This window comes from Pseudomonas sp. GM74 (genome assembly GCF_000282455.1).
Lineage (GTDB): Bacteria > Pseudomonadota > Gammaproteobacteria > Pseudomonadales > Pseudomonadaceae > Aquipseudomonas.
In genome coordinates this window covers 1-23,874 of record NZ_AKJG01000042.1, presented here as the reverse complement: position 1 = coordinate 23,874, position 23,874 = coordinate 1, and the positions used below count along the sequence as shown (strand labels likewise).

Below are 23,874 nucleotides of genomic sequence, written 5' to 3'. Positions count from 1 at the left end.
TGGACGCCACGCAAAGGTGCGTTTACGACATGCGCTACCGGAGCGCTCCTTTGTAGCAGCTGCCGAAGGCTGCGTTCGACGGCGAAGCCGGTGTAATACCTGATGCCGCCATCGGTCAGGTAAACCCGGATGCAACCGATTGCGACTGCTGCGCAGTCGAACGCAGCCTTCGGCAGCTGCTACAGGGGTTAGGCGATAGCTTGGCGTAAGGCCAGCAAAACGAGGAAATGCACGGGATACAGCGCATACGCCCAACGCCGCATCGGCGGTGCTTTTACGCCTTTTACATGTCGCAACAAGAACAGCCCGAGCCATGGCGCAATCAGACAAGTGGCGACTGCCACCATCGCCACGTGATTGCCCAATCGAACGGAGTAATACAGCACCTGCCATTGATTGGCCGCAAGACAGACAAGCCCCGGCAACAGCGCGAAATACCAGGGACGGCGGATCACCAGCAGTATCGCCAGCGGCAACAGGACGCCAAAGCAACCGAACATCAATCGCTGGGAGAACAACGCTGCCAGCAGCAACGCGCCCGCCGCCAGCAGTCGCGATGCAAGCACCGGCTGCTGCCAGCCACGAACCACCAGCAGACCCAGGGCAAGGGTGGGCAGCACGTTCAAGGTGTCGGGATCGGGAATGTACATCCGGTAGGGAATTTCACTCACCGCGCTAAACAGCAACAACCAACCCAGATAGCGCCACTGGCCGCCGGTCGTCGTAGTCCGCAGGCGCGCCAGGTTGGCCGCCATCGCCAGGCAGAACCACGGAAACGCCAGGCGCCCCGGCACATACAACAGATCGGCGGAATAACCGACATATCGCAGGTGATCGAGCACCATGCTCAAAAGCGCCAGCCACTTGAGCAGATCCAGTGCACCGTCGCGCGGCTTTAAGTGCATGGCCTTGTGCATGGTCTTGTGCATGATCTTGTGCGTTGTCACGTGCATAATTGCCCTTCCACACTGTATTTTCCCCACAGCGACATCCTGTGCGCTCCACCTGACGATCTTGGGTACAGTGCGCACCCTCATTGACCACGGGACGCTTCACCATAGGCATCTCGACCACGGAAGCAGGCCATGACCGACAAGAGCCAACAATTCGCCAGCGACAACTATTCCGGCATCTGCCCTGAAGCCTGGGCCGCCATGGAACAGGCCAACCACGGCCACCAGCGCGCCTACGGCGACGACGAGTGGACCGCCCGCGCGTCCGATGATTTCCGCAAACTGTTTGCGACCGACTGCGAAGTGTTTTTCGCCTTCAACGGCACCGCCGCCAACTCGCTGGCCCTGTCGTCGTTGTGCCAGAGTTACCACAGCGTGATCTGCTCGGAAACCGCCCACGTCGAAACCGACGAATGCGGCGCCCCGGAATTTTTCTCCAATGGCTCCAAACTGCTGATCGCCCGCACTGAAAACGGCAAGCTGACCCCGGAATCGATCCGAGAGGTCGCGCTCAAGCGCCAGGACATCCACTACCCGAAACCCCGCGTCGTGACCCTGACCCAGGCCACCGAAGTCGGCAGCGTCTACACCCCGGACGAAATCCGCGCCATCAGCGCCACCTGCAAGGAACTGGGCCTGAACCTGCACATGGACGGTGCACGGTTCTCCAACGCCTGTGCGTTCCTCGGCTGTTCCCCGGCTGACCTGACCTGGAAGGCCGGCGTCGACGTGTTGTGCTTCGGCGGCACCAAGAACGGCATGGCGGTGGGCGAAGCGATCCTGTTCTTCAACCACAAACTGGCTGAAGACTTCGACTACCGCTGCAAACAGGCCGGGCAGCTGGCGTCGAAAATGCGCTTCCTGTCGGCGCCGTGGGTAGGGATTCTGGAAAACGACGCCTGGCTCAAATACGCCCGCCACGCCAACCACTGCGCGCAATTGCTGGCCGAACTGGTCAGCGACATTCCGGGGGTGGAGCTGATGTTCCCGGTGCAGGCCAACGGCGTGTTCCTGCAACTGTCGGAACCGGCCATCGCCGCATTGACCGCCAAGGGCTGGCGCTTCTACACCTTCATCGGCAACGGCGGCGCACGCTTCATGTGCTCGTGGGATACCGAGGAAGAGCGCGTGCGGGAATTGGCGAAAGACATTCGTGAAGTGATGTCCCACTAAAACTCTGGTTTACACCGCCCCCCCCTGTGGGAGCGGGCTTGCTCGCGAAAGCGGTAGTACATTCAGCATCTGCGGTAACTGACCCACCGTATTCGCGAGCAAGCCCGCTCCCACAGAAGCCAATCCAATCGCCCCTCATCGTTCGCACCTGAAGACTTCGTCTACATTGTTTGTCGAGCCACCCCGCTCACATAAAAACAATCAGGAGCGTCAGCATGTCATTGCAAGGCAAAACCCTGTTCATCACCGGCGCCAGTCGCGGCATTGGCCGCGAGATCGCGCTGCGGGCCGCACGCGATGGGGCCAACATTGTGATCGCCGCCAAAAGTGCCGCCCCCCACCCCAAGCTTCCAGGCACGATTTTCAGCGTGGCCCAGGAAGTGGAAGCCGCGGGCGGCAAGGCGCTGGCCTTGCAGGTAGATGTGCGGGAAGAGGATGCCGTACGTGCGGCCCTGGCCCAGGCCAACGAACATTTCGGCAGCATCGATGCGCTGATCAACAACGCCGGGGCGATCAAGCTGACCGGAGTCCAGCACCTCGAACTCAAGCGTTTTGACCTGATGCACCAGATCAACACCCGTGCCGTATTGCTGTGCAGCCAGGCTGCTTTGCCCTATCTGAAGAAGTCCGGCGGCCATATCCTCAATCTTTCCCCGCCGCTGAACCTGGCCACCAAATGGTTCGCCCAATACAGCCCCTACACCGTCACCAAGTACGGCATGAGCATGCTGACCCTGGGCATGAGCGAGGAATTCAAGAACTACGGCATCAGCGTCAACTCGCTGTGGCCACAGACGATGATCGCCACAGCCGCCATCGAGTTTCAGTTGGGGTCGAGGGAATCGTTCAAGCATGCGCGCCTGCCTGCGATCATGGCGGATGCCGCCCATGTCATTCTGAGCAGCGCAAACCGCAGCTTGACCGGGCGGTTGTTGATCGATGAGGAAATACTGCGAGAACACGGTGTAACCGAGTTCGAGCATTATCGGTTCGCGCCCGACAGCAGCGAAAATCTCATGACTGACCTATTCGTCGACTGAAAAACACCGTACCTGTGGGAGCGAGCTTGCTCTCGATGACGGAGTCAGATTCAACATCAATGTTGGCTGACCCACCGCTATCGCGAGCAAGCTCGCTCCCACAGGGTTAATCGGCGTTGATTAGAATTCGATGCGCACGTCGCCCTTCGGCACGCTGCAGCACGACAGGATGAACCCTTCGGCTTCGTCTTCCTCGGTGATCCCGCCGTTGTGTTCCATCTCCACTTCGCCACCCAGCTTCATCACCTTGCAGGTGCCGCAGATGCCCATGCCGCAGGCTTTCGGAATCATCAGGCCGACCTTGGCCGCCGCTGCATGCACGGTCTCGCCCGGGGCCACGCGGATGCTCTTGCCGGAGGCGGTGAATTCCACTTGATGCAAGTCCGCGGCGTCGACTTCCGGTGCCTCGGCCGCTTGTTCTGCATGTTCTACCGCATCGGCGCGTGCCTCTGGCGGGGTCGCACCGAAGGATTCTTCGTGGTAACGCGACATGTCGAAACCTGCGCCTTCCAGCAAGCGCTTGACCGCATTCATATAGGGTGTGGGGCCGCAGCAGAATACTTCGCGCTCAAGGAAGTCAGGCGCCATCAATTCAAGCATTCTGTGGTTCAGGTAACCGCGATAACCGGCCCAGGGCTCACCCATACCGTGTTTTTCGCAGATCAGGTGCAGGCTGAAGTTTTCGATCCGCGATGCCATGTGCTCCAGCTCGCGGTGGTAAATGATGTCTTTAGGCGAACGGGCGCTGTGGATAAACACCATGTCGACATTGCCGTTGGTGTCATAGAACCAGCGCGCCATGGACATGACCGGCGTGATACCAACGCCGCCGCTGAGGTAGAGCACTTTCGGCGCGGTGAAGTCCATGGCATTGAACAGCCCGACCGGCCCGTGCACCGCCAGCTCCTGGCCTTCGTGCAAGGTGTCGTGCAGCCAGTTGGACACCTTGCCGCCCGGCACGCGCTTGATGGTCACCGAAAAGCTGTACGGCACCGACGGCGAGCTGGAAATGGTATACGAACGCATGATCGGCTGGCCTTCAATCTCCAGCTCCAGGGTGACAAACTGCCCTGGCTTGAAGAAGAACAGGATCGGCTGGTCGGCCATGAAGCAAAAGGTGCGCACATCCCAGGTTTCCTGGATGACTTTGACGCAACGGACGATGTGTCGGCCATTGGCCCAGGTCTGGGTGGTTACCGGGTTCAGGAAGCTGTTGGACATGCTGATCTCCACGGCCGACTGTCGGCCTTCATGTTGGCGATTCTGCGTATAGCGCGAACCATCCATTTACCTATCTGCGACATTGACATGCTTATCGCGACCAGCCCCCAACGACCGGGGCTTGCGCGTCGGGAACAGATTGCACCATGTCGCCCATGGATAAGGTTCTGGCCAGCGCCGGCCCCACACTCGCCCCATACCAAGACACAATCTTTACACCTTGCGTAGCAACCCTGAACAGCACACCTGATTAGCCACTTTCGCCGGCCACACAGAATGGCCTTGAGGATTAAACGATGGACGTCACTACTACCCTGAGCCTGGGCGATCCGCTGGAACCCGCACGCAAGGCCACCGCCCAGATGCTGCAAGAGCGCGAGCGCACCTTTTCGCTGCCGCAGCCGTTTTACTCCGACGAGCGCCTGTTTGATATCGACATGCAGGAAATCTTTCAGAAAGAGTGGTTGATCGCCGGCATGACCTGCGAGATCCCTGCCAAGGGCAACTACCTGACCCTGCAGATCGGCAAGAACCCGATCATCGTGATCCGTGGCGCCGAAGGCGTGGTGCACGCGTTCCACAACGTCTGCCGCCACCGTGGCTCGCGCCTGTGCACCAGCGACAAGGGCAAGGTCGCCAAGCTGGTTTGCCACTACCACCAATGGACCTACGAACTCGACGGCCGCCTGCTGTTCGCCGGCACCGAAATGGGCGCCGACTTCGATATGAACCAGTACGGCCTCAAGCCGGTGAACGTGAAGACCGCCGGTGGCTACATCTTCATCAGCCTGGCGGAAAACCCGCCGGCCATCGATGACTTCCTGTCGACGCTCAACCATTACATGGAACCGTACGACATGGAGAACACCAAGGTGGCGATCACCACCACCTTGATGGAAAAAGCCAACTGGAAGCTGGTGCTGGAAAACAACCGCGAGTGCTACCACTGCAACGCATCGCACCCGGAACTGTTGAAAACCCTGCTGGAATGGGACGACGTCACCGACCCGCGCGCCGACCAGGCGTTCAAGGACCACGTCGCCGCCTCCGCCGCAGCCTGGGAAGCCGAGAAGATCCCTTATGCCCACGCCAGCTTCGGCCTGCGCAACCGCATCGTGCGCATGCCGCTGCTCAAGGGCACCGTGTCGATGACCATGGACGGCAAGCAGGGCTGCGCCAAGCTGATGGGCCGCATCAAGAACCCGGACCTGGGCTCGATGCGCATCCTGCACCTGCCGCACTCCTGGAACCACTGCATGGGCGACCACATCATCGTGTTCACCGTGTGGCCGATCAGCGCCCAGGAAACCATGGTCACCACCAAGTGGATCGTGCACAAGGACGCGGTCGAAGGCGTGGACTACGACGTGGAGCGCATGCGCAAGGTCTGGGACGCCACCAACGACCAGGACCGTCGCCTGGCCGAAGAGAACCAGCGCGGCATCAACTCCACCGCGTACCAGCCTGGCCCGTACTCCAAGACCTATGAGTTCGGCGTAGTGAACTTCGTGGACTGGTACAGCGAGCGCCTGCTGAGCAACCTGGGGGCCGAGCCTGCGCCGTACCTCAAAGGGGTTCCGGTTCAGGGTTAAATCAAAAGCAAAAGCTTCGCGAGCAAGCCCGCTCCCACAATAGATCGGTGGCGTACACAACTTTTGTGAACGACACGGACAAATGTGGGAGCGGGCTTGCTCGCGAAAGCGCCCCCACTTTCCCAGATCATCCAGAACTGTACGAAATATGACCTATCTCGTTCAGGCCTATGCCCGCCGCACCTCCCAGCCTTCCGCGAACAAGTTATCCACACCTCCACCCACAGCTAATGGGGACAACTGTGGAAAATCCGCAAAATTTCTCCACAGAACCCAAAGAAAAACCGTGACTTATCCAGAAGCATGCTTCCACGGACGAGCTGATCATTTTTTAATCAGCAGCCTACAAGGCACGGACTGCATGGCGTTCAGAGGATGGCAAACACCTTATCCACAGAAGCACCAACAGACTTTGGGGTTAACTTCGCAACCTCTGTGGAAAACCTCTAAAACCCGCAGAAACCCGGCGTTTACGTGGAGTCTGAAGGTGCAAAACCGTCTTTTGATCAGTTTATGATCAGAAGCCTGCACGCCCCTGTTTATAAGGCCTACAGCCGACAACAAACATCTTATCCACAGAAGCGCCAACAGAGATTGGGGGCAAGTTCTCCTCAGCGACAGCACTTATCCCCTTGAAAATGCTTGGAAAAAACACGAGCAAGGCTGGTTGTTTTTTGACCGCCGGCTTACAGGGCTTTATTTATATGGGGTGTAGCGAGGGGCGAACATGTTATCCACAGAACCACCAACAGGGATTGTGGGTAAACACCGAAGTTGTTCAAACTTTATTGAGGCATGACCGACCTGAACCCAGGTCCAGGTTCAATTCGAAGTCTTTGAAGGCGCGCCAGCCGAGCAATATCGACGGAACATATTGCCCGCCCAGCAGCGACGGCGGGATGGTGAAGCCCGGATAGTACTTGTAACTGACCACCATGATGTTGCCTTGCATGACCAATACGCCGTCGAAGCGTTGAAAGTGCCTTTTGTCGCCGGTGTAAGCGTTCGAGCTTCCCGGTGTCAGCGCCTGCACAACGCTGAGCTGTCTGCCGGGCGACGAGGCCGTCAGGTAGTCGACATTTCCCGTATCGATGATGGCCTGCGTTACCCGGCGATCCAGCTGTGCGGCAACCACCAGGCGTTGATTGAGATCCTGGCGGCTAACGACAGTCAACGCATCACAGCGTGTGGCAGGCGGCGAATTTAGCTCCAGTGTTCTGCTGGTGATCTTCAAGCGCCCCAGCTTGCTGATCAGATCGAGCCCCAACAGATTATCCCGGTCGCTGACAAAGACCAGGACGTTCCTGAACTCGCGGGTGCCGACTTTCAGCGACCCGAGAATGCCCAGCCTCGCAGCCAGCCCCTTCTCGCCATAAAAGGTGCTGTAGCGATAAAAAGCATCGGGCAACAACCTGATGCCCATCTTTTTCGCAGTGTCGATATTGACCCGGGTTTGCGGCGCCCCCGTGTCCAGTACAAAACGCGCCGAGGCACCATTGGCCGCGCCCACATCGATAAACGGCAACACTTCTTCAGCGACATGAAAGTTGTCGGCATACGGGTGGAGCGGCAGCACCTCATGCCGCGCCAAACCGTTGACCGAGAAATCGCCGGTCGCCGCCAGGATAGCCAGTGATTTGCTGCCAAACGTGGAGAACAGAGGCTTCAGATCGGCGTCGGCTGCAATCGCCCGGGCATGCTTGTCCTTGATCGCCAGATAGTATTCGGGGAGTTGGTTGGCGGCCTTGGCTTCCAGCATTCTGGCGAAGACCGTCACCGAACAGCTGAGGTGTCTATCGGGATCCAGCACCTTGTCGCACTGTTGCCGCAGTTGCGCCAGGGACGCGCTACGACCCTGTTCGGAGTCTATCCAGCGGTAAAAATCCTGGTCATCCACGGACGTTGTCCGGGCGGCAGAGATCAAGCCTGTGGATACCCACAAGCTTGATGCAAAGAGCGCCAGAAGAGCGAAAGTCTTCATATTCAGGCCAGTCATAAAAACCGGGGTTTATGAGTCAGCGCTGAATGTCTGAAACCTCCCGAAAGCGTGTCGCACCCTTGATCAGCGCATAGAGAACTGTAGCTCACCGCCCCCGTCAGCGCGGGACGGGAACGAGGGTTTGCGGCGTTGTGGATAACCGTCGCCGGTCGAGCGCTCGGGCAAGCTCAGGGCCTGTGCATAAGATAGGCGTCACCGGTGACGCGAATCATCGGATGGGGTGTGACCTGGCAGGTCTTGATGATCCCGAAACCGTGCCGCTCGTAAAAACGCCGGGCGCCAGTGTTGGCGGCATAGTCGATCAGGCTCAGGCCATTGAGCCCCAGTTGATCGGCACGTTCTTGAGCATGGGCGAGAAACCGCACGCCCAGCCCCCGGTTGCGCCAGCCTTCATGCAGGGCCAGGCTGGAGATGTACAGGGTATCGGGCACTTCCATGTCGGCGTAAGGCGCCAGTACCGGATCAGTCGTCGGCACCGCCAAGGGGTCGTGACGCATCACATAGCTGTGCATCATGCCTATGACCTGGCCATCGGCCTCGGCAATCAGGCAGTTCTGGTAGGAGAAGTCCACGTCGTCGCGTGCATAGCGAATGGCGCCGACATCCAACAGATCCTGGCCGGGCTCTGCGATCTGGCTCCAGATGTAATCTGAAGCGCCCTCGGATGAAATCTGGAACAAGCGCGCAATCTCACGCGCATCCGCGCGCACTGCCGAACGAAATGCAACTGCCATTGTTCCCCCATAAATGTCGGTGAGATGAAGCTTTTCTGTGGGAGCGGGCTTGCTCGCGAAAGCGGCGGGCCAGGCAATATTCGTGTCGACTGACACACCACCTTCGCGAGCAAGCCCGCTCCCACATTTGATCCAGGGTGACTATTTGTCAGCGGACCACACCTTCTTCAATCAGCAACTTGAGGATCGCTTCAGCCCCCGCTTGTGCCGTAACGCCCTTGAGCACCTGCCCGCCTCCACCACTGGCCTTGGCCGTTGCGGCTTTCATGCGGTCGGCGCCACTCTTGGCCTTGATCACCTTCAGGCGCTTGGGCCGTGGCTTGGCCGGTTGCAGGCTGGCGACCGCGAGCAGCTCATCGTCGATGACCTCGACGTCCTGTGCTTGCAGCACGCCGCGTCGAGCCGGGCCGTAAGCGCTCTGTCGAGGCTTGGGTGCGGCGTTATCCACCGTCGCCACAAACGGCAGGCGCACCTTCAGCCGCCGACGTTGACCACGGGGCAAAGCTTGCAACACTAGCGCCGAACCGCCATCGATGGACTCGACCTGCGCCAGCCCCACCACCAGCGGCCAGCCCAGGCTTTCGGCCAGCAGGAAGGGCAACATGCCCGAACCTTCACCGGTTTCCGCCTGGCTGCCGGTCAACACCACCTGCGCCCCGGCATCACGCAGATACTCGGTCAATGCCGGCAGCGCATCGGCGCCTTGCGGTTGCTCGAGCACATGCAGCTGTTCGAGCCCCATGCCCAGGTAAGCGCGCAAGGCTGGCTCGGCGATGTCACCGGCATGCAGCACCTGCAAGTTATCCCCAGCCAATTGCAGGCCCAGTTCAACCGCCCGCGCATCCTGCTCCGCGCGACGCGGCCGACCGGATGTCGGGTGGGCGCCGATCGACACCAGGCTGATGATTTTCGTGCTCATAACCCTTTCCTTCCCTTAAGCCGCATCGCGCTTGGCGTCGTTGCGGTAAGCCTCTACCGCCTCGATCAAGGCTTGAAGAATCTCCGCGCTCTCACCGATCACCGAGAGGTCCGCGCGCTTGATCATGTCGCAGCCAGGGTCGAGGTTGATCGCCACCACCTTGTCGCAGGCACCAATGCCTTGCAGGTGCTGGATCGCCCCGGAAATCCCCACCGCCACATAGACCCGTGCGGTGACCCAGGTACCGGACGCGCCGACCTGGCGGTCGCGGGCCATGAAGCCGTCGTCCACCGCCACCCGGGAGGCACCTTCGGTCGCGCCAAGGGCCTCGGCGGTCCTGTGGAAAAGTCCCCAGTCCTTGACCCCGTTGCCGCCGGAGAAAATGAACTCGGCTTCGGCCATGGGGATTGCCGCCGGATCGACGGCCACTGCGCCCAGATCTTCGATCCGCGACAGGCTGCGTGCCACGGTTGTGGATAACTCCACGGGCAAGGCTTCGTGACGGGTTTCGCTGACCGGTTCGGCGCATTCGGCAGCGGCCAGAATCAAGCGAGCCACGGGACGCGCAAGGTCTTGCAAACCCGCACCGGCGCGGCCGATGCACTCCTGATCCTTGACCTGCCAGACCCGCGTGGCCGGGCGTTCGCCCAATGCGGCGGCAAAGCGTCGACCCAACTCACCACCACCGCTGCGGCTGTCCGGCAGCAACCAATGACGTGGGCTGAACTGGTTATCCACAGCCCGCAGTCCCTGGACCCGTTGTTCCGGTGCATAACCGCTAAACTCGTCGCCTTTCAGCACCAGCAAGCGATCCACGCCAGCCGTGGCGAAAGCGTTTTCCTTGTGCTCACCGAAGACCACGGCCAGCACCGCGCCGTCCTTGCCGGCCAGTTGATGGGCCAGGCCCAGCAGGTCACGGTCGTGGCTGCTCAAGCGGCCACCGACCATGTCCGGCACCACGCTGATGTAAAACGCCGGCGCGGCCACCTGATGTAGCGGCAATTGCACCTCAACAGCGGCTGAACGTTTTGTCGCTCCACCCTGCTGAGCGCCGCTACGATCGATACGCTTGATGCCGTTGGGGCCAATGAAACCGATGCCATGAGGATTCTTGCGGATGACACCGTTAGGCCCCATCCAGCTGTGTTGCGCCGGCTGCATGGCCGCGTGCAGCGGGTGCAGACGGTTGCGGGCGATCCATTCGGCCCGTGGGTCGCGGCGGATAATGTCGCTCATCAGTGCACCTCCGCAGGTTCACGTTTGGCCGGTGCCGAAGGCTTTCCCGGCGCGGCGTCTTCGAGCAGCGCATCAGCCACCAGTTCGGCGATGTCCTTGATCAACGGCCGTGGTTCGACCACGCCTTCGAGCATCGCGGTGCACTGTGGACAACCCACTGCCACCAGTTCGGCGCCGGTTTCACGGATGTCCTCCATGCGCATGTCGGGAATCCGCTGCTTGCCGGGAATGTCGGTGATCGGCGCGCCGCCGCCACCGCCGCAGCAGCGGGAGCGGAAGCCGGAACGTTGCATCTCTTTCACTTCGATCCCCAGGGCGCGCAGGACCTGACGCGGCGCCTCGTATTCGCCGTTGTAGCGGCCGAGGTAGCACGGGTCGTGATAAGTAACGCTGTCGCCTTTGTGCTGACCGAGATTGAGCGCGCCAGCATCGATGATTTCCGCCATGTAGGTGCTGTGGTGCTGCACCAGGTAGTTGCCATCGAAGGCGCCGTACTCGTTCTTCAGCACGTGGAAACTGTGAGGATCGCAGGTGACGATGCGGTTGAAGCTGTACTTGGCCAGGGTCTGGATGTTGCGTTTGGCCAACAGCTGGAAGGTCGCTTCGTCGCCCAGGCGTCGTGCCACGTCACCACTGTCACGCTCTTCAAGGCCAAGCACTGCGAAGTCGACCTTGGCCGCTTTCAGCACTTTGACGAAGGCACGCAGAGTGCGCTGGTTGCGCATGTCGAACGCACCGTCGCCGACCCAGAACAGCACGTCGGTGGATTTCTTTTCGCTGAGCAAATTGAGGTTCAAATCCGCCGCCCAGTTCATCCGCCCGCCCGGTGCGAAACCGCCCGGGTTGTCGGTGGCGATCAGGTTCTCCAGGACTTCGGCCCCCTTGTTCGGGGTCGCGCCTTTTTCCAGGGTCAGATGACGGCGCATGTCGACAATGGCATCGACGTGCTCGATCATCATCGGGCATTCCTCGACGCAGGCGCGGCAGGTGGTGCACGACCACAGGGTCTCGGCATCCACCAGACCGTTGACGATCGGTTGATGCGGATTACCGGCGTGCTCACCAATCGGTTTGCCCGGATACGGGCTGCCGGCGAACTTGGCATCGGTGCCACCGGCCAGGCCGACGACCATGTCCTGAATCAGTTTTTTCGGGTTCAGCGGCTGACCGGCGGCGAACGCCGGGCACGCGGCTTCGCATTTACCGCACTGCACACAGGCGTCGAAGCCGAGCAACTGGTTCCAGGTGAAATCCTTGGGTTTTTCGACGCCCAGTGGCGCAGTCGGGTCGTTCAAGTCCAGAGGCTTGAGGCCCGTGGAACGACCACCACCGAAACGCTCGGCGCGACGGTGCCAGGCCAGGTGCAGCGCACCGGCGAAGGCGTGCTTCATCGGCCCGCCCCAGGTCATGCCGAAGAACAGTTCCGACACGCCCCACAACACGCCAACCCCGAGAATCGCCGCCAACAGCCAGCCACCGAAGTTTTCCGGGAGGATCCCGGCCACCGGCAGGGTCAACAGGAAGAACGAAGCCGAGAACGCCAGCAGGCTTTTCGGCAGGCGCATCCACGGGCCTTTCGACAGGCGCGCCGGCGGGTTGCGTCGACGCAGGTAAACAAAGATCCCGCCGACGAACATGATCGCCGTCATCAGCAACAGCGCATAGCCGAGGAAGCGGTTATGCAGGCCGAAACCATGCACCAGAATCGCCAGCACGATGGACGCCACCGCACCGCCGGCCGTAGCGACGTGGGTGTTGGCAATGTATTTGTCCCGCGCCACCACATGGTGCAAGTCGACCATGTAGCGCTTGGGCATGGCCAGCAGGCCACCGATCAGGTCGACTTTCGAAGCCCGGCCCCGGCGCCACATGGCCACCCGCCGAAACGCGCCCAGGACACCAAGGCCGAGGGCAGCGAACAACAGGATTGGAAGAAGGGTGTTCAACATGGTGAAGCTCCCACCAGTACATCTTGGAAAAACGCGGTCGGCGGTTCCTGTGGGAGCGGGCTTGCCCGCGAAAGCGGTGGGTCAGTCGACATCAATGTCGGCAGACAGATTGCATTCGCGGGCAAGCCCGCTCCCACAGGGTCAAGTGCAGCCTTTAGAAATCCTTGCACAACCGCAGCGCGTCATAGATCGCCGCGTGCACGTTACGCTGGGCCACGCAGTCGCCGATGCGGAACAACAGGTAGCCGTCGCCGCTCTGCTCCAGGCAAGGTTGCGGCTTGATCGCGAACAAGGCTTCGACGTCGATCTGGCCTTTGTTGCGCGAGCCTTCCTTCAGCGCGTAGTAGATTTCTTCGTCCGGACGCACGCCGTTTTCCACGACCACCTGGTCAACCACCCGCTCCTCTTTGGCACCGGTGTATTCGTTTTCCAGTACCGCCACCAGCTTGTCGCCTTCGCGGTAGACCTTCTCCAGCATCATGTCGCCGGTCATGATCACTTCTTTCGGGTACATGCTGCGGTAGTAAGTCGGGAACGATGTACCCCCGATGGCGACGCCCGGCTTGATGTCGTCGGTAACGATCTCGACCTGGCTGCCCTTGTCCGCGATGAAGTCAGCGGTCGACATGCCGGTGAATTCGCAAATGGTGTCGTAGACCAGCACGTTCTTGCCCGGTGCAACCTTGCCGTCGAGGATGTCCCAACTGCTGACCACCAGGCCTTCAGCCGCGCCCCAGTGTTCGTTCTGCTCGATGAACGGATGACCGCCGACGGCCAGCACCACCACGTCCGGACGCAGGTCCATGATGGTTGGCGCGTCAGCCGCGGTACCCAGGCGCAGGTCGACTTTCAACCGCGCCAGTTCCAGTTGATACCAGCGGGTGATACCGGCGATCTGGTCCCGTTGCGGGGCTTTCGATGCGGTGGTGATCTGCCCGCCGATGAATTCCTTTTTCTCGAACAGGGTCACGTCGTGGCCACGCTCGGCGGCCACGCGGGCGGCCTCCATCCCGGCAGGACCGGCGCCGACCACCACCACCTTGCGTTTCACGCCAGTGGTTTTTTCGATGATGTGCGGCAGGCCCATGTATTCACGAGAGGTAGCAGCGTTCTGAATGCACAGCACATCCAGGCCCTGATACTGACGGTCGATGCAGTAGTTGGCACCGACGCATTGTTTGATCTGGTCGATCTGGCCCATTTTGATCTTGGCGATCAGGTGCGGGTCGGCGATGTGCGCGCGGGTCATGCCGACCATGTCGACGTAACCGCCTTCCAGGATACGCGTGGCCTGGTTCGGGTCCTTGATGTTCTGCGCGTGCAGCACTGGAACCTTGACCACTTCCTTGATGCCGGCAGCCAGGTGCAGGAACGGCTCCGGCGGATAGCTCATGTTCGGAATCACGTTGGCCAGGGTGTTGTGGGTGTCGCAACCCGAACCCACGACGCCGATGAAGTCGAGCATGCCGGTATCGTCGTAATACTTGGCGATCTGCTTCATGTCTTCGTGGGACAGGCCATCCGGGTGGAACTCGTCACCACAGATGCGCATGCCCACGCAGAAATCGTCACCGACCTCGGCGCGTACGGCTTTCAAGACTTCCAGACCGAACTTCATCCGGCCTTCGAAGGTGCCGCCCCATTCGTCGGTACGCTTGTTGACCCGCGGGCTCCAGAACTGGTCGATCATGTGCTGATGCACCGCCGACAGTTCGACACCGTCCAGGCCACCGGCCTTGGCGCGGCGGGCCGCTTGAGCGTAGTTACCGATCACCCGCCAGATCTCTTCCGGCTCGATGGTTTTGCAAGTGGCACGGTGCACCGGCTCGCGCACACCCGACGGCGACATCAGCGTCGGCCAGTTGAAGCCGTCCCAACGCGAGCGACGGCCCATGTGGGTAATCTGGATCATGATCTTGGCGCCGTGCTTATGCATGGCATCGGCCAGATTCTGGAAGTGCGGAATGATGCGGTCGGTGGACAGGTTCACCGAACTCCACCATTCCTGCGGACTGTCGATGGCCACCACGGACGAACCGCCGCAAATCGCCAGGCCGATCCCGCCCTTGGCTTTCTCTTCGTAGTACTTGACGTACCGATCGGTGGTCATGCCGCCGTCGGTGGCATAGACCTCGGCGTGCGCGGTGCTGAGCACGCGGTTGCGGATGGTCAGTTTGCCGATCTGGATCGGCTGGAACATTGCTTCGAAAGCCATGGCGGGTTCCTCGACTTACAACGGCTTGACGGTGAACAAGCCGTCTTCGTGGCCCTCTTCGGAGCCACCGTAGACTTGTTCGGCCACGGTGCGGATCTTGCTGCCGCGAGCGGCGAGGATCTGGTCCATCGCCCCTGCAAACCAGCCAGTGAACATGTAGTCGACCTTGCGCCCGACCTTGCCGTACACGTAGACGAATGCCGAGTGTTCGAGCTTGACGCTGGCGGTGCCTTTGTCGAGGTCGATGTCCTGGATCTTGAACAGGCCCCAGCCGCGCTGCGACAGGCGTTTCATGTAGTGCTCGAACACCGCGACGCCTTCCAGGCCGTGGCATTCGGCTTCTTTTTCACACCAGTGCCAGGCGGACTTGTAGCCGGCCTTGTAGAGGATTTCGGCATAGGCTTCGGCGCCCAGCACTTCCTCGATGCCCATGTGGTTGTTGACGAAGAAATGGCGCGGCACGTACAGCATCGGCAGGGCGTCGGAGGTCCAGACACCGGTTTCGCTGTCGACTTCGATTGGCAATTGCGGGGCGATCTTGGCCATGGAAACTTAACTCCAGAAAATTCGTTGTGTGTTTTGCGTAGCAGCTGCCGAGGTACGAGGCTGCGTTGCGTGTCCGTAGGACCGCCCTCGGGGGCCGCTTCGCAGCCCGACGCAGCGTCGTACCTCGGCAGCTGCTACAAGGGATCGTTGTTCAAAGTGGGCTTATTCGCCCCAAACGTCTTTCAGGACGTTCACCCAGTTTTCGCCCATGATCTTGCGTACCACTCGCTCGGAGTGGCCGCGCTTGAGCAGGGTTTCGGTCAGGTTCGGGAACTCGCCCACGGTGCGGATGCCCAGCGGGTTGATGATCTTGCCGAAGCTGGTCAGGCGGCGGGCGTAGCCCTTGTCGTGGGTCAGGTACTCGAAGAAGTCCTGGCCATGGCCCTGGGTGAAGTCGGTGCCGATGCCGATGGCGTCTTCGCCGACGATGTTCATCACGTACTCGATGGCTTCGGCGTAGTCGTCGATGGTCGAATCGATGCCCTTGGCCAGGAATGGCGCGAACATGGTCACGCCAACAAAGCCACCGTGGTCGGCAATGAACTTGAGTTCTTCATCGGACTTGTTGCGCGGGTGCTCCTTGAGCCCCGACGGCAGGCAGTGGGAGTAGCAGACCGGTTTCTTCGATTCGAGGATGACTTCTTCGGAAGTCTTGGAACCGACGTGGGACAGGTCGCACATCACGCCAACCCGGTTCATCTCGGCGACGATTTCGCGACCGAAGCCCGACAGGCCGCCGTCACGCTCGTAGCAGCCGGTGCCTACCAGGTTCTGGGTGTTGTAGCACATCTGCACGATGCCGACGCCGAGTTGCTTGAACACCTCGACATAGCCGATCTGGTCTTCAAAGGCGTGGGCATTCTGGAAGCCGAAAAGGATGCCGGTCTTGCCCTGCTCCTTGGCTTTACGGATGTCGGCGGTGGTGCGGACCGGAATCACCAGGTCGCTGTTCTCGCGGATCAGCTTCTGGCTCGCGGCAATGTTGTTGACGGTGGCCTGGAAGCCCTCCCACACCGACACAGTGCAGTTGGCTGCGGTCAAACCGCCCTTGCGCATGTCTTCGAACAGTTCACGGTTCCACTTGGCGATAATCAGCCCGTCGATAACGATGCTGTCGGCGTGCAATTCGGCTGGGCTCATCAGGCTGTCCCCTTGTTGGCGATTCATGCGCCGAATCGTCTGCCGGCGCTTTGGGGCCAGCATATGCCTCGGTGCCTCGGCGCCCGGGTGCAAAAACGACAGGGGAATTGCCGAAAGCGTCAATCCGCGACAAAGGGTCGTCGCACGGCACAATCTCCGACCTGTTCAAGGCCCTCGGCTTGGGCCAGAATTCGCCGCATCACTGGATGCTTCACTGGACAAGAGCGGCGACGATAATGAAATCGATCATTCTGGCAATGGCACTGATTGCGACCGGCGTACGCGCAGCGGAGGTGTCCGACGACAACCCGTGCGACAAAGTCGAAAACGACGTCCAGACCCTGGAATGCTCGGCCTTCAGCAAAACCACCGCCGAAGACCTGCTCAAGGAAAACCTCCAGGGCCTGACCGAACGCATGCAGTCGCAGTACGGCAAAAACCCGTCGCAACTGACCGACATCACCGCCAGGATCAAAGCCGCCCAACAGCAGTGGCTGAAGACCCGCGACGCAGACTGCGCCGTCGAAACCTTCCCGGCCACCGCCGGCAGCAAGGCGTTGACCATTGCCCAGAACGATTGTGTGGCGCGGATGAGCGATGAACGGTCGGAGTTTTTGGAGTCGATTGGGCAGGAATAGTCCTGAATATTCCGGTGAAAGCTGGAACTGCGTCCAGCTTTCAACAGCACTTTCCCTTTTTCCTACAACACGCTCTCCCCCTGCCTACACGTATTGCCTGAAAGCCCCAATCTGTGGGCTTTTCACGCAACATGCTGATAATTGTTGTTGATTGTGCACCTGAAAAATATAAGTAAATATTCGCAAATCTTATAAAAGACTTATATTCTTTCATGAATAGCATCCACTGGACTCGAAAGGCCGTTAAGCAACTCTTGAGATTGCATTCCGTTCACCAGATTCAGGTTCGTGATGCCATCACGGCGCTGGCAGACATGCCCGATGTAGGCAATGTCAAAGCACTGATCGGTCATGACTACACTTATCGGCTGCGTGTCGGTAATTACCGGGTTATGTTCGACTGGGATGGCGCGATCAAAGTGGACAGTATTCAAGAGGTCAAAAAACGCGATGAACGCACCTACTGACATCCAAATCATCAACGACGCCGAAGGCAATCCAGCCTTTGTTGTCATTCCCTATGCACAATACGTGGCACAGAAAATCGAGCCCGATTTGATCCCTCACGAGGTGGTGAGCCGCATTGTCGATGGCGCTACCCCAATTCGCGCCTGGCGCGAACACTTGAACCTTACCCAGGATGAAGTGGCCAAACGAATGGGTATATCCCAGCCGGCATTTGCCCAACAGGAAACAGTCGCCAAGCCTCGCAAGGCCACCCGCGAAAAGATCGCCGCGGCGTTTGGTATCACCGCCACTCAACTTGAGCTGTAAGCTGCACACCCTCTGTCACTAATGGGATTGAACATGAAAGTCTGCGGCATCGAAATCAAAGGCAGCGAAGCGATCATCGCCGTCGCCACGCTGGACGGTCAGGCGCTGGGCCATGTCGCGCTCGCCACCAAGAAAATTGCCCTGGACGATGACGACGAAGCCGCCAACGTCAAAGTGTTCGCCGCTCAGGTCGCTTCGTTTGTTCGTGAGAATTCCATCGACCGCATCGCGATCAAGAAGCGCAGCAAGAAAGGCGAGTTCGCTGGCGGGCCGACCACCTTCAAGATCGAGGGGGTTTTCCAGTTGCTGGAGAATTGCGAAGTGAGCTTGCTGTCGCCGCAGACCATCAATGCCCAGGCTAAAAAACACAATTTCGAACTGCCAGGGACGCTGAACAAGTATCAGCATGAGGCCTATAAAGCGGCATGTTCGGCGTTGGTGAAGAAGTAACTCCAGGCGCCACCGTACAAATGTGGGAGCGGGCTTGCTCGCGAAGGCGGTAGGTCAGTCAATTTAAATGTCGACTGGTACATCGCATTCGCGAGCAAGCCCGCTCCCACAGGGATATCAGGTGTTCAGGCATTGGCGGTACGCCGATCCTCCCGCGGGCAGCGCTCATACTTCGCCCGATAGCTGCGAGTGAAATACGACGGCGATTCAAACCCGCAGGCAATGCTCACCTCCAGCACACTCATGTCTGTTTGCCGCAATAACTGCCGCGCCTTCTCCAGCCTCAACCGCAGATAGAAATTACTCGGCGTGTCGTTCAGGTGCAGGCGAAACAGGCGCTCCAGTTGTCGCCGCGTCACCTTGATCGATTCCGCCAGTTCCAGCGTGCTCAGCGGTGGTTCGCTGTGCTGCTCCATCTCACCGATCACATGCACCAGTTTCTTGTTGCTGATGCCATAACGGGTGGCGACTTCCATGCGCTGGTGGTCTTTGCGCGGGCGGATGCGGCCGAGCACGAATTGCTCGCTGACCCGGATCGCCAGTTCCGGGCCGTGGGCCTGGGCAATCAGATCCAGCATTAAATCAATGGAAGCGGTACCTCCGGCGGACGTGATGCGACGGCGGTCGATCTCGAACAATTCCTGGGTGACGCTGAGCTGTGGATAGGATTCCTTGAAGGCGTCGATGGCTTCCCAGTGCAGGGTCAGGCGATGGCCGTCGAGCAAACCCGCCTCGGCGAGGATGAAGCTACCGGTATCGATGGCGCCGAGGGTCACTCCTTCGTTGTCCAGGCGGCGCAGCCAGTGTTCCAGCGCCGGGGTGGTGAACTTCAGCGGTTCGAACCCGGCGACCACCAGCAGTGTCGCGCCTTTCTTCAGCGGTTCCAGCGCCGCATCGGCGTTGACCGACATGCCGTTGCTGGCCAGCACCGCCCCGCCATCCGCGCTCAGCACATGCCAGCGATAGAGCTCGCCGCGAAAGCGATTGGCGACCCGCAACGGCTCGATGGCCGAGATAAATCCGATGGCCGAGAAACCCGGCATCAACAAGAAGTAGAAATCCTGGGACATGGAGCGCACTCGCTTAGCAGGTAACAGGAGGCCAGGTAACGAGAGGGCGGGCAGCGTAGGGATGTTGATACGCCACTTGCGAGCGGCATTCAAGAGCACAGGTCGCTGCAGTGCAAGAGCTTGTCGCCGCAGTGCGCTTTCATCGGTGCTTTGCTGCGTAACTTGGCATCACCGGCGCATCAGACACCGGAACTCACAATAAACGAACTGCCGAGGAACCTGAGATGAAACGACTGATCAGCAGCTGTGTTCTTGCACTCAGTGGTACCGCTTTGCTGAGCGCCAGTGTCATGGCCGCCGAACCCGCCGCATGCCAGAACGTGCGCATGGGTGTAGTGAACTGGACCGACGTGATCGCCACCAGTGCCATGACCCAGGTATTGCTCGATGGCCTCGGCTACAGCACCAAACAAACCAGCGCCTCCCAGCAAATCATCTTCGCCGGGATCCGCGACCAGCGACTGGACCTGTTCCTCGGCTACTGGAACCCGCTGATGACCCAGACCATCACCCCGTTCGTCGACGCCAAACAGGTCAAGGTGCTTGAAGCGCCAAGCCTGCAGGACGCCCGCGCGACCCTCGCCGTGCCGACCTACCTCGCCGACAAGGGCCTGAAAACCTTCGCTGACATCGCCAAATTCGAAAAGGAACTGGGCGGCAAGATCTACGGCATCGAGCCTGGCTCGGGCGCCAACACCCAGATCAAGGCGATGATCTCCAAGAACCAGTTTGGCCTCGGCAAGTTCCAGCTGGTCGAGTCCAGTGAAGCCGGCATGCTCGCCGCCGTGGATCGCGCCGTACGTCGCAACGAAGCCGTGGTGTTCTTCGGCTGGGCGCCGCACCCGATGAACGTCAACGTGAAAATGACCTACCTCACCGGCAGTGAAAACGCCCTTGGGCCGGACGAAGGAAAGGCCACGGTGTGGACCGTCACTGCACCGACATACGCCGAGCAATGCCCGAACATCGGTCGCCTGCTGAGCAACCTGACGTTCACCGCCGAAGACGAGAGCCGGATGATGCAGCCGCTGCTGGATCACAAGGACGCTTTCGAGTCGGCCAAACAATGGATCAAGGATCACCCGCAGGACAAAAAGCGCTGGCTTGAAGGCGTCACCACCTTCGATGGCAAACCGGCCGCTGAAAACCTGCAACTGACCACTAAATAAACCCGAACGAACCACCGACTCGCAGCCCCAAAGGGCTGCGAACGGAACCACCACGCCTGGCCAAAGCCAAAAACTCGCCTGTAAGGAACCGCCAAATGAACCACGACGTCATCATCACCTGCGCACTCACCGGTGCTGGCGACACGACCGCCAAGAGCCCACATGTGCCGGTCACCCCGAAACAAATCGCCGCTGCCGCCGTGGAGGCTGCCAAGGCCGGCGCCACCGTGGTTCACTGCCATGTGCGTGACCCACAAACCGGCAAGTTCAGCCGCGACGTGGCGCTGTACCGCGAAGTGATGGAGCGCATCCGCGAGGCGGACGTCGACATCATCGTCAACCTCACCGCCGGCATGGGTGGCGACCTGGAGATCGGTGCCGGCGAGAATCCGATGGAATTTGGCCCGAACACCGACCTGGTTGGCCCGCTGACCCGCCTGGCCCACGTCGAAGAACTGCTGCCGGAAATCTGCACCCTCGACTGCGGCACCCTGAACTTCGGCGACGGCGACACCATTTACGTCTCCACCCCGGCCCAGCTGCGCGCTGGCGCCAAACGCATTCAAGAGCTGGGCGTGAAAGCCGAGCTGGAAATCTTCGACACCGGCCACCTGTGGTTCGCCAAGCAGATGATCAAGGAAGGCCTGCTCGACAACCCGTTGTTCCAGCTGTGCCTGGGCATCCCTTGGGGCGCGCCGGCAGACACCACCACCATGAAAGCCATGGTCGACAACCTGCCGGCCGACGCGGTCTGGGCCGGCTTCGGTATCGGCCGGATGCAGATGCCGATGGCGGCGCAAGCGGTGTTGCTCGGCGGCAACGTGCGGGTCGGTCTGGAAGACAACCTGTGGCTGGACAAGGGCGTGCTGGCGACCAACGGCCAACTGGTCGAGCGCGCTGGCGAAATCCTCAGCCGCCTCGGTGCCCGCGTCCTGACTCCGGCTGAAGGCCGGGCAAAAATGGGCCTGACCAAGCGCGGCTAATCCGAACCTGCACCTCACCCTGTGGGAGCGGGCTTGCTCGCGAAGAGGCCGGTACATCCGGCACATCTTCAGCGGTAGAACCACCGTTTTCGCGAGCAAGCCCGCTCCCACAAGGGATCTCTGAACTCTTTAGGAAACCACCATGAGCTTTATCACCGAAATCAAAACCTTCGCAGCGCTGGGCAGTGGTGTCATCGGCAGCGGTTGGGTGTCCCGCGCCCTCGCCCATGGTCTGGATGTAGTGGCCTGGGACCCGGCCCCCGGCGCCGAAGCGGCCTTGCGCAAACGTGTCGCCAATGCCTGGGGCGCGCTGGAGAAACAAGGCCTGGCGCCGGGTGCATCGCAGGATCGCCTGCGCTTTGTCGCGACCATCGAAGAGTGCGTGCGCGATGCCGATTTCATCCAGGAGAGCGCCCCGGAACGACTGGAGCTGAAACTGGACCTGCACAGCAAAATCAGTGCGGCGGCCAAGCCCAATGCGTTGATCGGTTCCAGCACTTCCGGCCTGCTGCCAAGCGAGTTCTACGAGAGCGCCATCCACCCGGAACGTTGCGTGGTCGGTCACCCGTTCAACCCGGTTTACCTGCTGCCACTGGTGGAAGTGGTCGGTGGCAAAAACACCGCCCCTGAAGCGGTGCAAGCGGCCATGAAGGTTTATGAATCCCTGGGGATGCGCCCGCTGCACGTGCGCAAGGAAGTACCGGGTTTCATCGCCGACCGCCTGCTCGAAGCGCTATGGCGTGAGGCGCTGCACCTGGTCAACGACGGCGTGGCGACCACCGGCGAAATCGACGATGCCATCCGCTTCGGCGCGGGCTTGCGCTGGTCGTTCATGGGCACCTTCCTGACCTATACCCTGGCCGGTGGCGATGCCGGCATGCACCACTTCATGGCACAGTTCGGCCCGGCATTGCAATTGCCGTGGACCTACCTGCCAGCACCGGAACTGACCGACAAACTGATCGACGACGTGGTCGATGGCACCAGCGATCAACTGGGCAAACACAGCATTTCGGCGCTGGAGCGCTATCGTGATGACTGCCTGCTGGCAGTGCTGGAGGCGGTGAAGACCACCAAAGAGAAGCATGGGATGGCCTTCAGCGAGTAAACCTTACGTTATGAGGCCAGCAGTACCGACCTCTTCGCGGGCAAGTCCGCTCCCACAGGGTTCTGCTGAGTGAACAAGTCAGTGTTCACACCACAAATCACTGTGGGAGCGGCGGTGCGACGATTCGACTTGCCCGCGAAGACGGCAGCCCAGTCACCATCAATGTTGGAACTAACATCATGCCCACCCTCACCACCTACCAGACCACCATCATCCCCGACTGGGTCGACTACAACGGCCACCTGCGCGACGCCTTCTACCTGCTGATTTTCAGCTACGCCACCGATGCCCTGATGGATCGCCTGGGCCTGGACAGCAACAGCCGCGAGGCCAGTGGCAACTCGCTGTTCACCCTCGAACTGCACCTGAACTACCTGCACGAAGTGAAGCTCGACGCCCAAGTCGAAGTGCACACCCAAATCATCGCCCACGACAGCAAGCGCGTGCACCTCTATCACAGCCTGCATCTGGTCGGTGATGCCCAGGAACTTGCCGGCAACGAACAGATGCTGCTGCACGTGGATCTCGCCGGGCCGCGTTCGGCGCCGTTCAGCGAACAGTCCTTGAGCCGGCTGCAAGCCATCGTCGCCGAACAGGCGGACCTGCCAGCGCCCGACTACATTGGCCGAGTGATCGCATTACCCCCAAAAAAATAACAAGGAGATCGCCATGAACACCGCCGCAGCATTTGCCGACTTTCGTACCTATCCGTTGATCAGCGCGCTGACTGGCGTGCAGACCCTGGCGGACCGTGTTCTGGTGAAGTGGGCCGACAATCGCGTCAGCCCTTTCCACCATCAATGGCTGCGGGATAACTGCCCGTGCCCGCAGTGCGTCTACACCGTGACCCGCGAGCAAGTGCTGGAAATCGTCGATGTGGCTCAAGATCTGATGCCCGATAACGCCCGTATAGACAGCGATGGCTGCCTGGCAGTGGATTGGCAGGACGGCCACGGCAGCCGCTT

At 60.3% G+C, this 23,874-nt stretch carries 23 protein-coding genes; 12 read left to right on the top strand and 11 right to left on the bottom strand.

Features of this window, described 5'->3' with window-relative positions:
* Positions 1–188: 188 nt before the first annotated feature.
* The gene (locus PMI34_RS19780) at positions 189–953 is read right to left on the bottom strand and encodes a TraX family protein (protein ID WP_008048188.1); all 765 of its coding nucleotides are present in this window, start codon (positions 951–953) and stop codon (positions 189–191) included.
* A 132-nt stretch (positions 954–1,085) separates the two neighbouring features.
* On the opposite strand from PMI34_RS19780, the gene PMI34_RS19785 reads away from it, so the two are divergent.
* On the top strand, positions 1,086–2,126 hold the full coding sequence (locus PMI34_RS19785) for a threonine aldolase family protein (RefSeq protein WP_008048184.1): 1,041 nt from the start codon (positions 1,086–1,088) through the stop codon (positions 2,124–2,126).
* 215 nt (positions 2,127–2,341) lie between these two features.
* The gene (locus tag PMI34_RS19790; protein ID WP_008048182.1) at positions 2,342–3,166 is read left to right on the top strand and encodes an SDR family oxidoreductase; all 825 of its coding nucleotides are present in this window, start codon (positions 2,342–2,344) and stop codon (positions 3,164–3,166) included.
* 120 nt (positions 3,167–3,286) lie between these two features.
* On the opposite strand, the gene gbcB is transcribed toward PMI34_RS19790, so the two are convergent.
* Complete coding sequence (gbcB, locus tag PMI34_RS19795; RefSeq protein WP_008048181.1) at positions 3,287–4,387, bottom strand: glycine-betaine demethylase subunit GbcB; 1,101 nt, start codon at positions 4,385–4,387, stop codon at positions 3,287–3,289.
* 296 nt (positions 4,388–4,683) lie between these two features.
* Here gbcB and gbcA point away from each other — a divergent pair, with 296 nt between their 5' ends.
* The gene (gbcA, locus tag PMI34_RS19800; protein ID WP_008048180.1) at positions 4,684–5,979 is read left to right on the top strand and encodes a glycine-betaine demethylase subunit GbcA; all 1,296 of its coding nucleotides are present in this window, start codon (positions 4,684–4,686) and stop codon (positions 5,977–5,979) included.
* Positions 5,980–6,757: 778 nt separating this feature from the next.
* Here gbcA and PMI34_RS19805 read toward each other — a convergent pair.
* The 8 genes from PMI34_RS19805 to PMI34_RS19840 form a co-directional block, all read right to left on the bottom strand.
* Positions 6,758–7,975 carry a retropepsin-like aspartic protease gene (locus PMI34_RS19805; RefSeq protein WP_032829493.1) on the bottom strand — a complete coding sequence of 406 codons (1,218 nt, stop codon included), beginning with the start codon at positions 7,973–7,975 and terminating at the stop codon, positions 6,758–6,760.
* Between the two features lie 170 nt (positions 7,976–8,145).
* Positions 8,146–8,712 (bottom strand): GNAT family N-acetyltransferase, encoded by a 567-nt coding sequence (locus PMI34_RS19810; RefSeq protein WP_008048178.1) that lies wholly within the window; start codon positions 8,710–8,712, stop codon positions 8,146–8,148.
* Between the two features lie 148 nt (positions 8,713–8,860).
* Positions 8,861–9,631, bottom strand: a complete 771-nt coding sequence (gene etfB, locus PMI34_RS19815) for an electron transfer flavoprotein subunit beta (RefSeq protein WP_008048177.1) — start codon at positions 9,629–9,631, stop codon at positions 8,861–8,863.
* A gap of 15 nt (positions 9,632–9,646) precedes the next feature.
* On the bottom strand, positions 9,647–10,867 hold the full coding sequence (gene etfA / locus PMI34_RS19820) for an electron transfer flavoprotein subunit alpha (RefSeq protein WP_008048176.1): 1,221 nt from the start codon (positions 10,865–10,867) through the stop codon (positions 9,647–9,649).
* Entirely contained in the window at positions 10,867–12,816 is a 1,950-nt protein-coding gene (gene dgcB, locus PMI34_RS19825) for a dimethylglycine demethylation protein DgcB (RefSeq protein WP_008048175.1), read from the bottom strand. Before dgcB ends, etfA begins: the two co-directional genes overlap by 1 nt.
* A gap of 154 nt (positions 12,817–12,970) precedes the next feature.
* On the bottom strand, positions 12,971–15,031 hold the full coding sequence (gene dgcA, locus PMI34_RS19830) for a dimethylglycine demethylation protein DgcA (protein WP_007975506.1): 2,061 nt from the start codon (positions 15,029–15,031) through the stop codon (positions 12,971–12,973).
* 15 nt (positions 15,032–15,046) lie between these two features.
* Positions 15,047–15,577: a DUF5943 domain-containing protein gene (locus tag PMI34_RS19835; protein WP_008048169.1), complete on the bottom strand. Its 531-nt coding sequence runs from the start codon at positions 15,575–15,577 to the stop codon at positions 15,047–15,049.
* Between the two features lie 162 nt (positions 15,578–15,739).
* A complete protein-coding gene (locus PMI34_RS19840) occupies positions 15,740–16,717 on the bottom strand; it encodes a dipeptidase (protein ID WP_032829497.1) in 978 nt (325 codons plus the stop codon).
* A gap of 236 nt (positions 16,718–16,953) precedes the next feature.
* Between PMI34_RS19840 and PMI34_RS19845 the strand changes: the two genes are divergently transcribed.
* The 4 genes from PMI34_RS19845 (at position 16,954) to PMI34_RS19860 (ending at position 18,579) form a co-directional block, all read left to right on the top strand.
* Positions 16,954–17,355: a lysozyme inhibitor LprI family protein gene (locus PMI34_RS19845; protein ID WP_008048167.1), complete on the top strand. Its 402-nt coding sequence runs from the start codon at positions 16,954–16,956 to the stop codon at positions 17,353–17,355.
* 212 nt (positions 17,356–17,567) lie between these two features.
* The gene (locus PMI34_RS19850; protein WP_008048166.1) at positions 17,568–17,822 is read left to right on the top strand and encodes a type II toxin-antitoxin system RelE family toxin; all 255 of its coding nucleotides are present in this window, start codon (positions 17,568–17,570) and stop codon (positions 17,820–17,822) included.
* Positions 17,806–18,129 (top strand): helix-turn-helix domain-containing protein, encoded by a 324-nt coding sequence (locus tag PMI34_RS19855; protein ID WP_007975501.1) that lies wholly within the window; start codon positions 17,806–17,808, stop codon positions 18,127–18,129. Before PMI34_RS19850 ends, PMI34_RS19855 begins: the two co-directional genes overlap by 17 nt.
* Positions 18,130–18,162: 33 nt before the next feature.
* Complete coding sequence (locus tag PMI34_RS19860; protein WP_008048165.1) at positions 18,163–18,579, top strand: DUF3010 family protein; 417 nt, start codon at positions 18,163–18,165, stop codon at positions 18,577–18,579.
* 125 nt (positions 18,580–18,704) lie between these two features.
* Here the strand turns inward: PMI34_RS19860 and PMI34_RS19865 are convergent, their stop codons facing one another.
* On the bottom strand, positions 18,705–19,649 hold the full coding sequence (locus PMI34_RS19865) for a GlxA family transcriptional regulator (RefSeq protein WP_008048163.1): 945 nt from the start codon (positions 19,647–19,649) through the stop codon (positions 18,705–18,707).
* A gap of 224 nt (positions 19,650–19,873) precedes the next feature.
* Here PMI34_RS19865 and PMI34_RS19870 point away from each other — a divergent pair, with 224 nt between their 5' ends.
* The 5 genes from PMI34_RS19870 to PMI34_RS19890 all read left to right on the top strand — a co-directional run.
* Entirely contained in the window at positions 19,874–20,818 is a 945-nt protein-coding gene (locus PMI34_RS19870; RefSeq protein WP_008048161.1) for a choline ABC transporter substrate-binding protein, read from the top strand.
* A 95-nt stretch (positions 20,819–20,913) separates the two neighbouring features.
* On the top strand, positions 20,914–21,801 hold the full coding sequence (locus PMI34_RS19875) for a 3-keto-5-aminohexanoate cleavage protein (protein ID WP_008048151.1): 888 nt from the start codon (positions 20,914–20,916) through the stop codon (positions 21,799–21,801).
* 142 nt (positions 21,802–21,943) lie between these two features.
* Positions 21,944–22,909, top strand: coding sequence for an L-carnitine dehydrogenase (locus PMI34_RS19880; RefSeq protein ID WP_008048148.1), 966 nt, complete (start codon positions 21,944–21,946; stop codon positions 22,907–22,909).
* 179 nt (positions 22,910–23,088) lie between these two features.
* Entirely contained in the window at positions 23,089–23,565 is a 477-nt protein-coding gene (locus PMI34_RS19885) for a thioesterase family protein (RefSeq protein ID WP_008048134.1), read from the top strand.
* A 13-nt stretch (positions 23,566–23,578) separates the two neighbouring features.
* Positions 23,579–23,874 (top strand): gamma-butyrobetaine hydroxylase-like domain-containing protein (locus PMI34_RS19890; protein ID WP_008048131.1); only part of this gene is annotated, 296 nt, incomplete at its 3' end.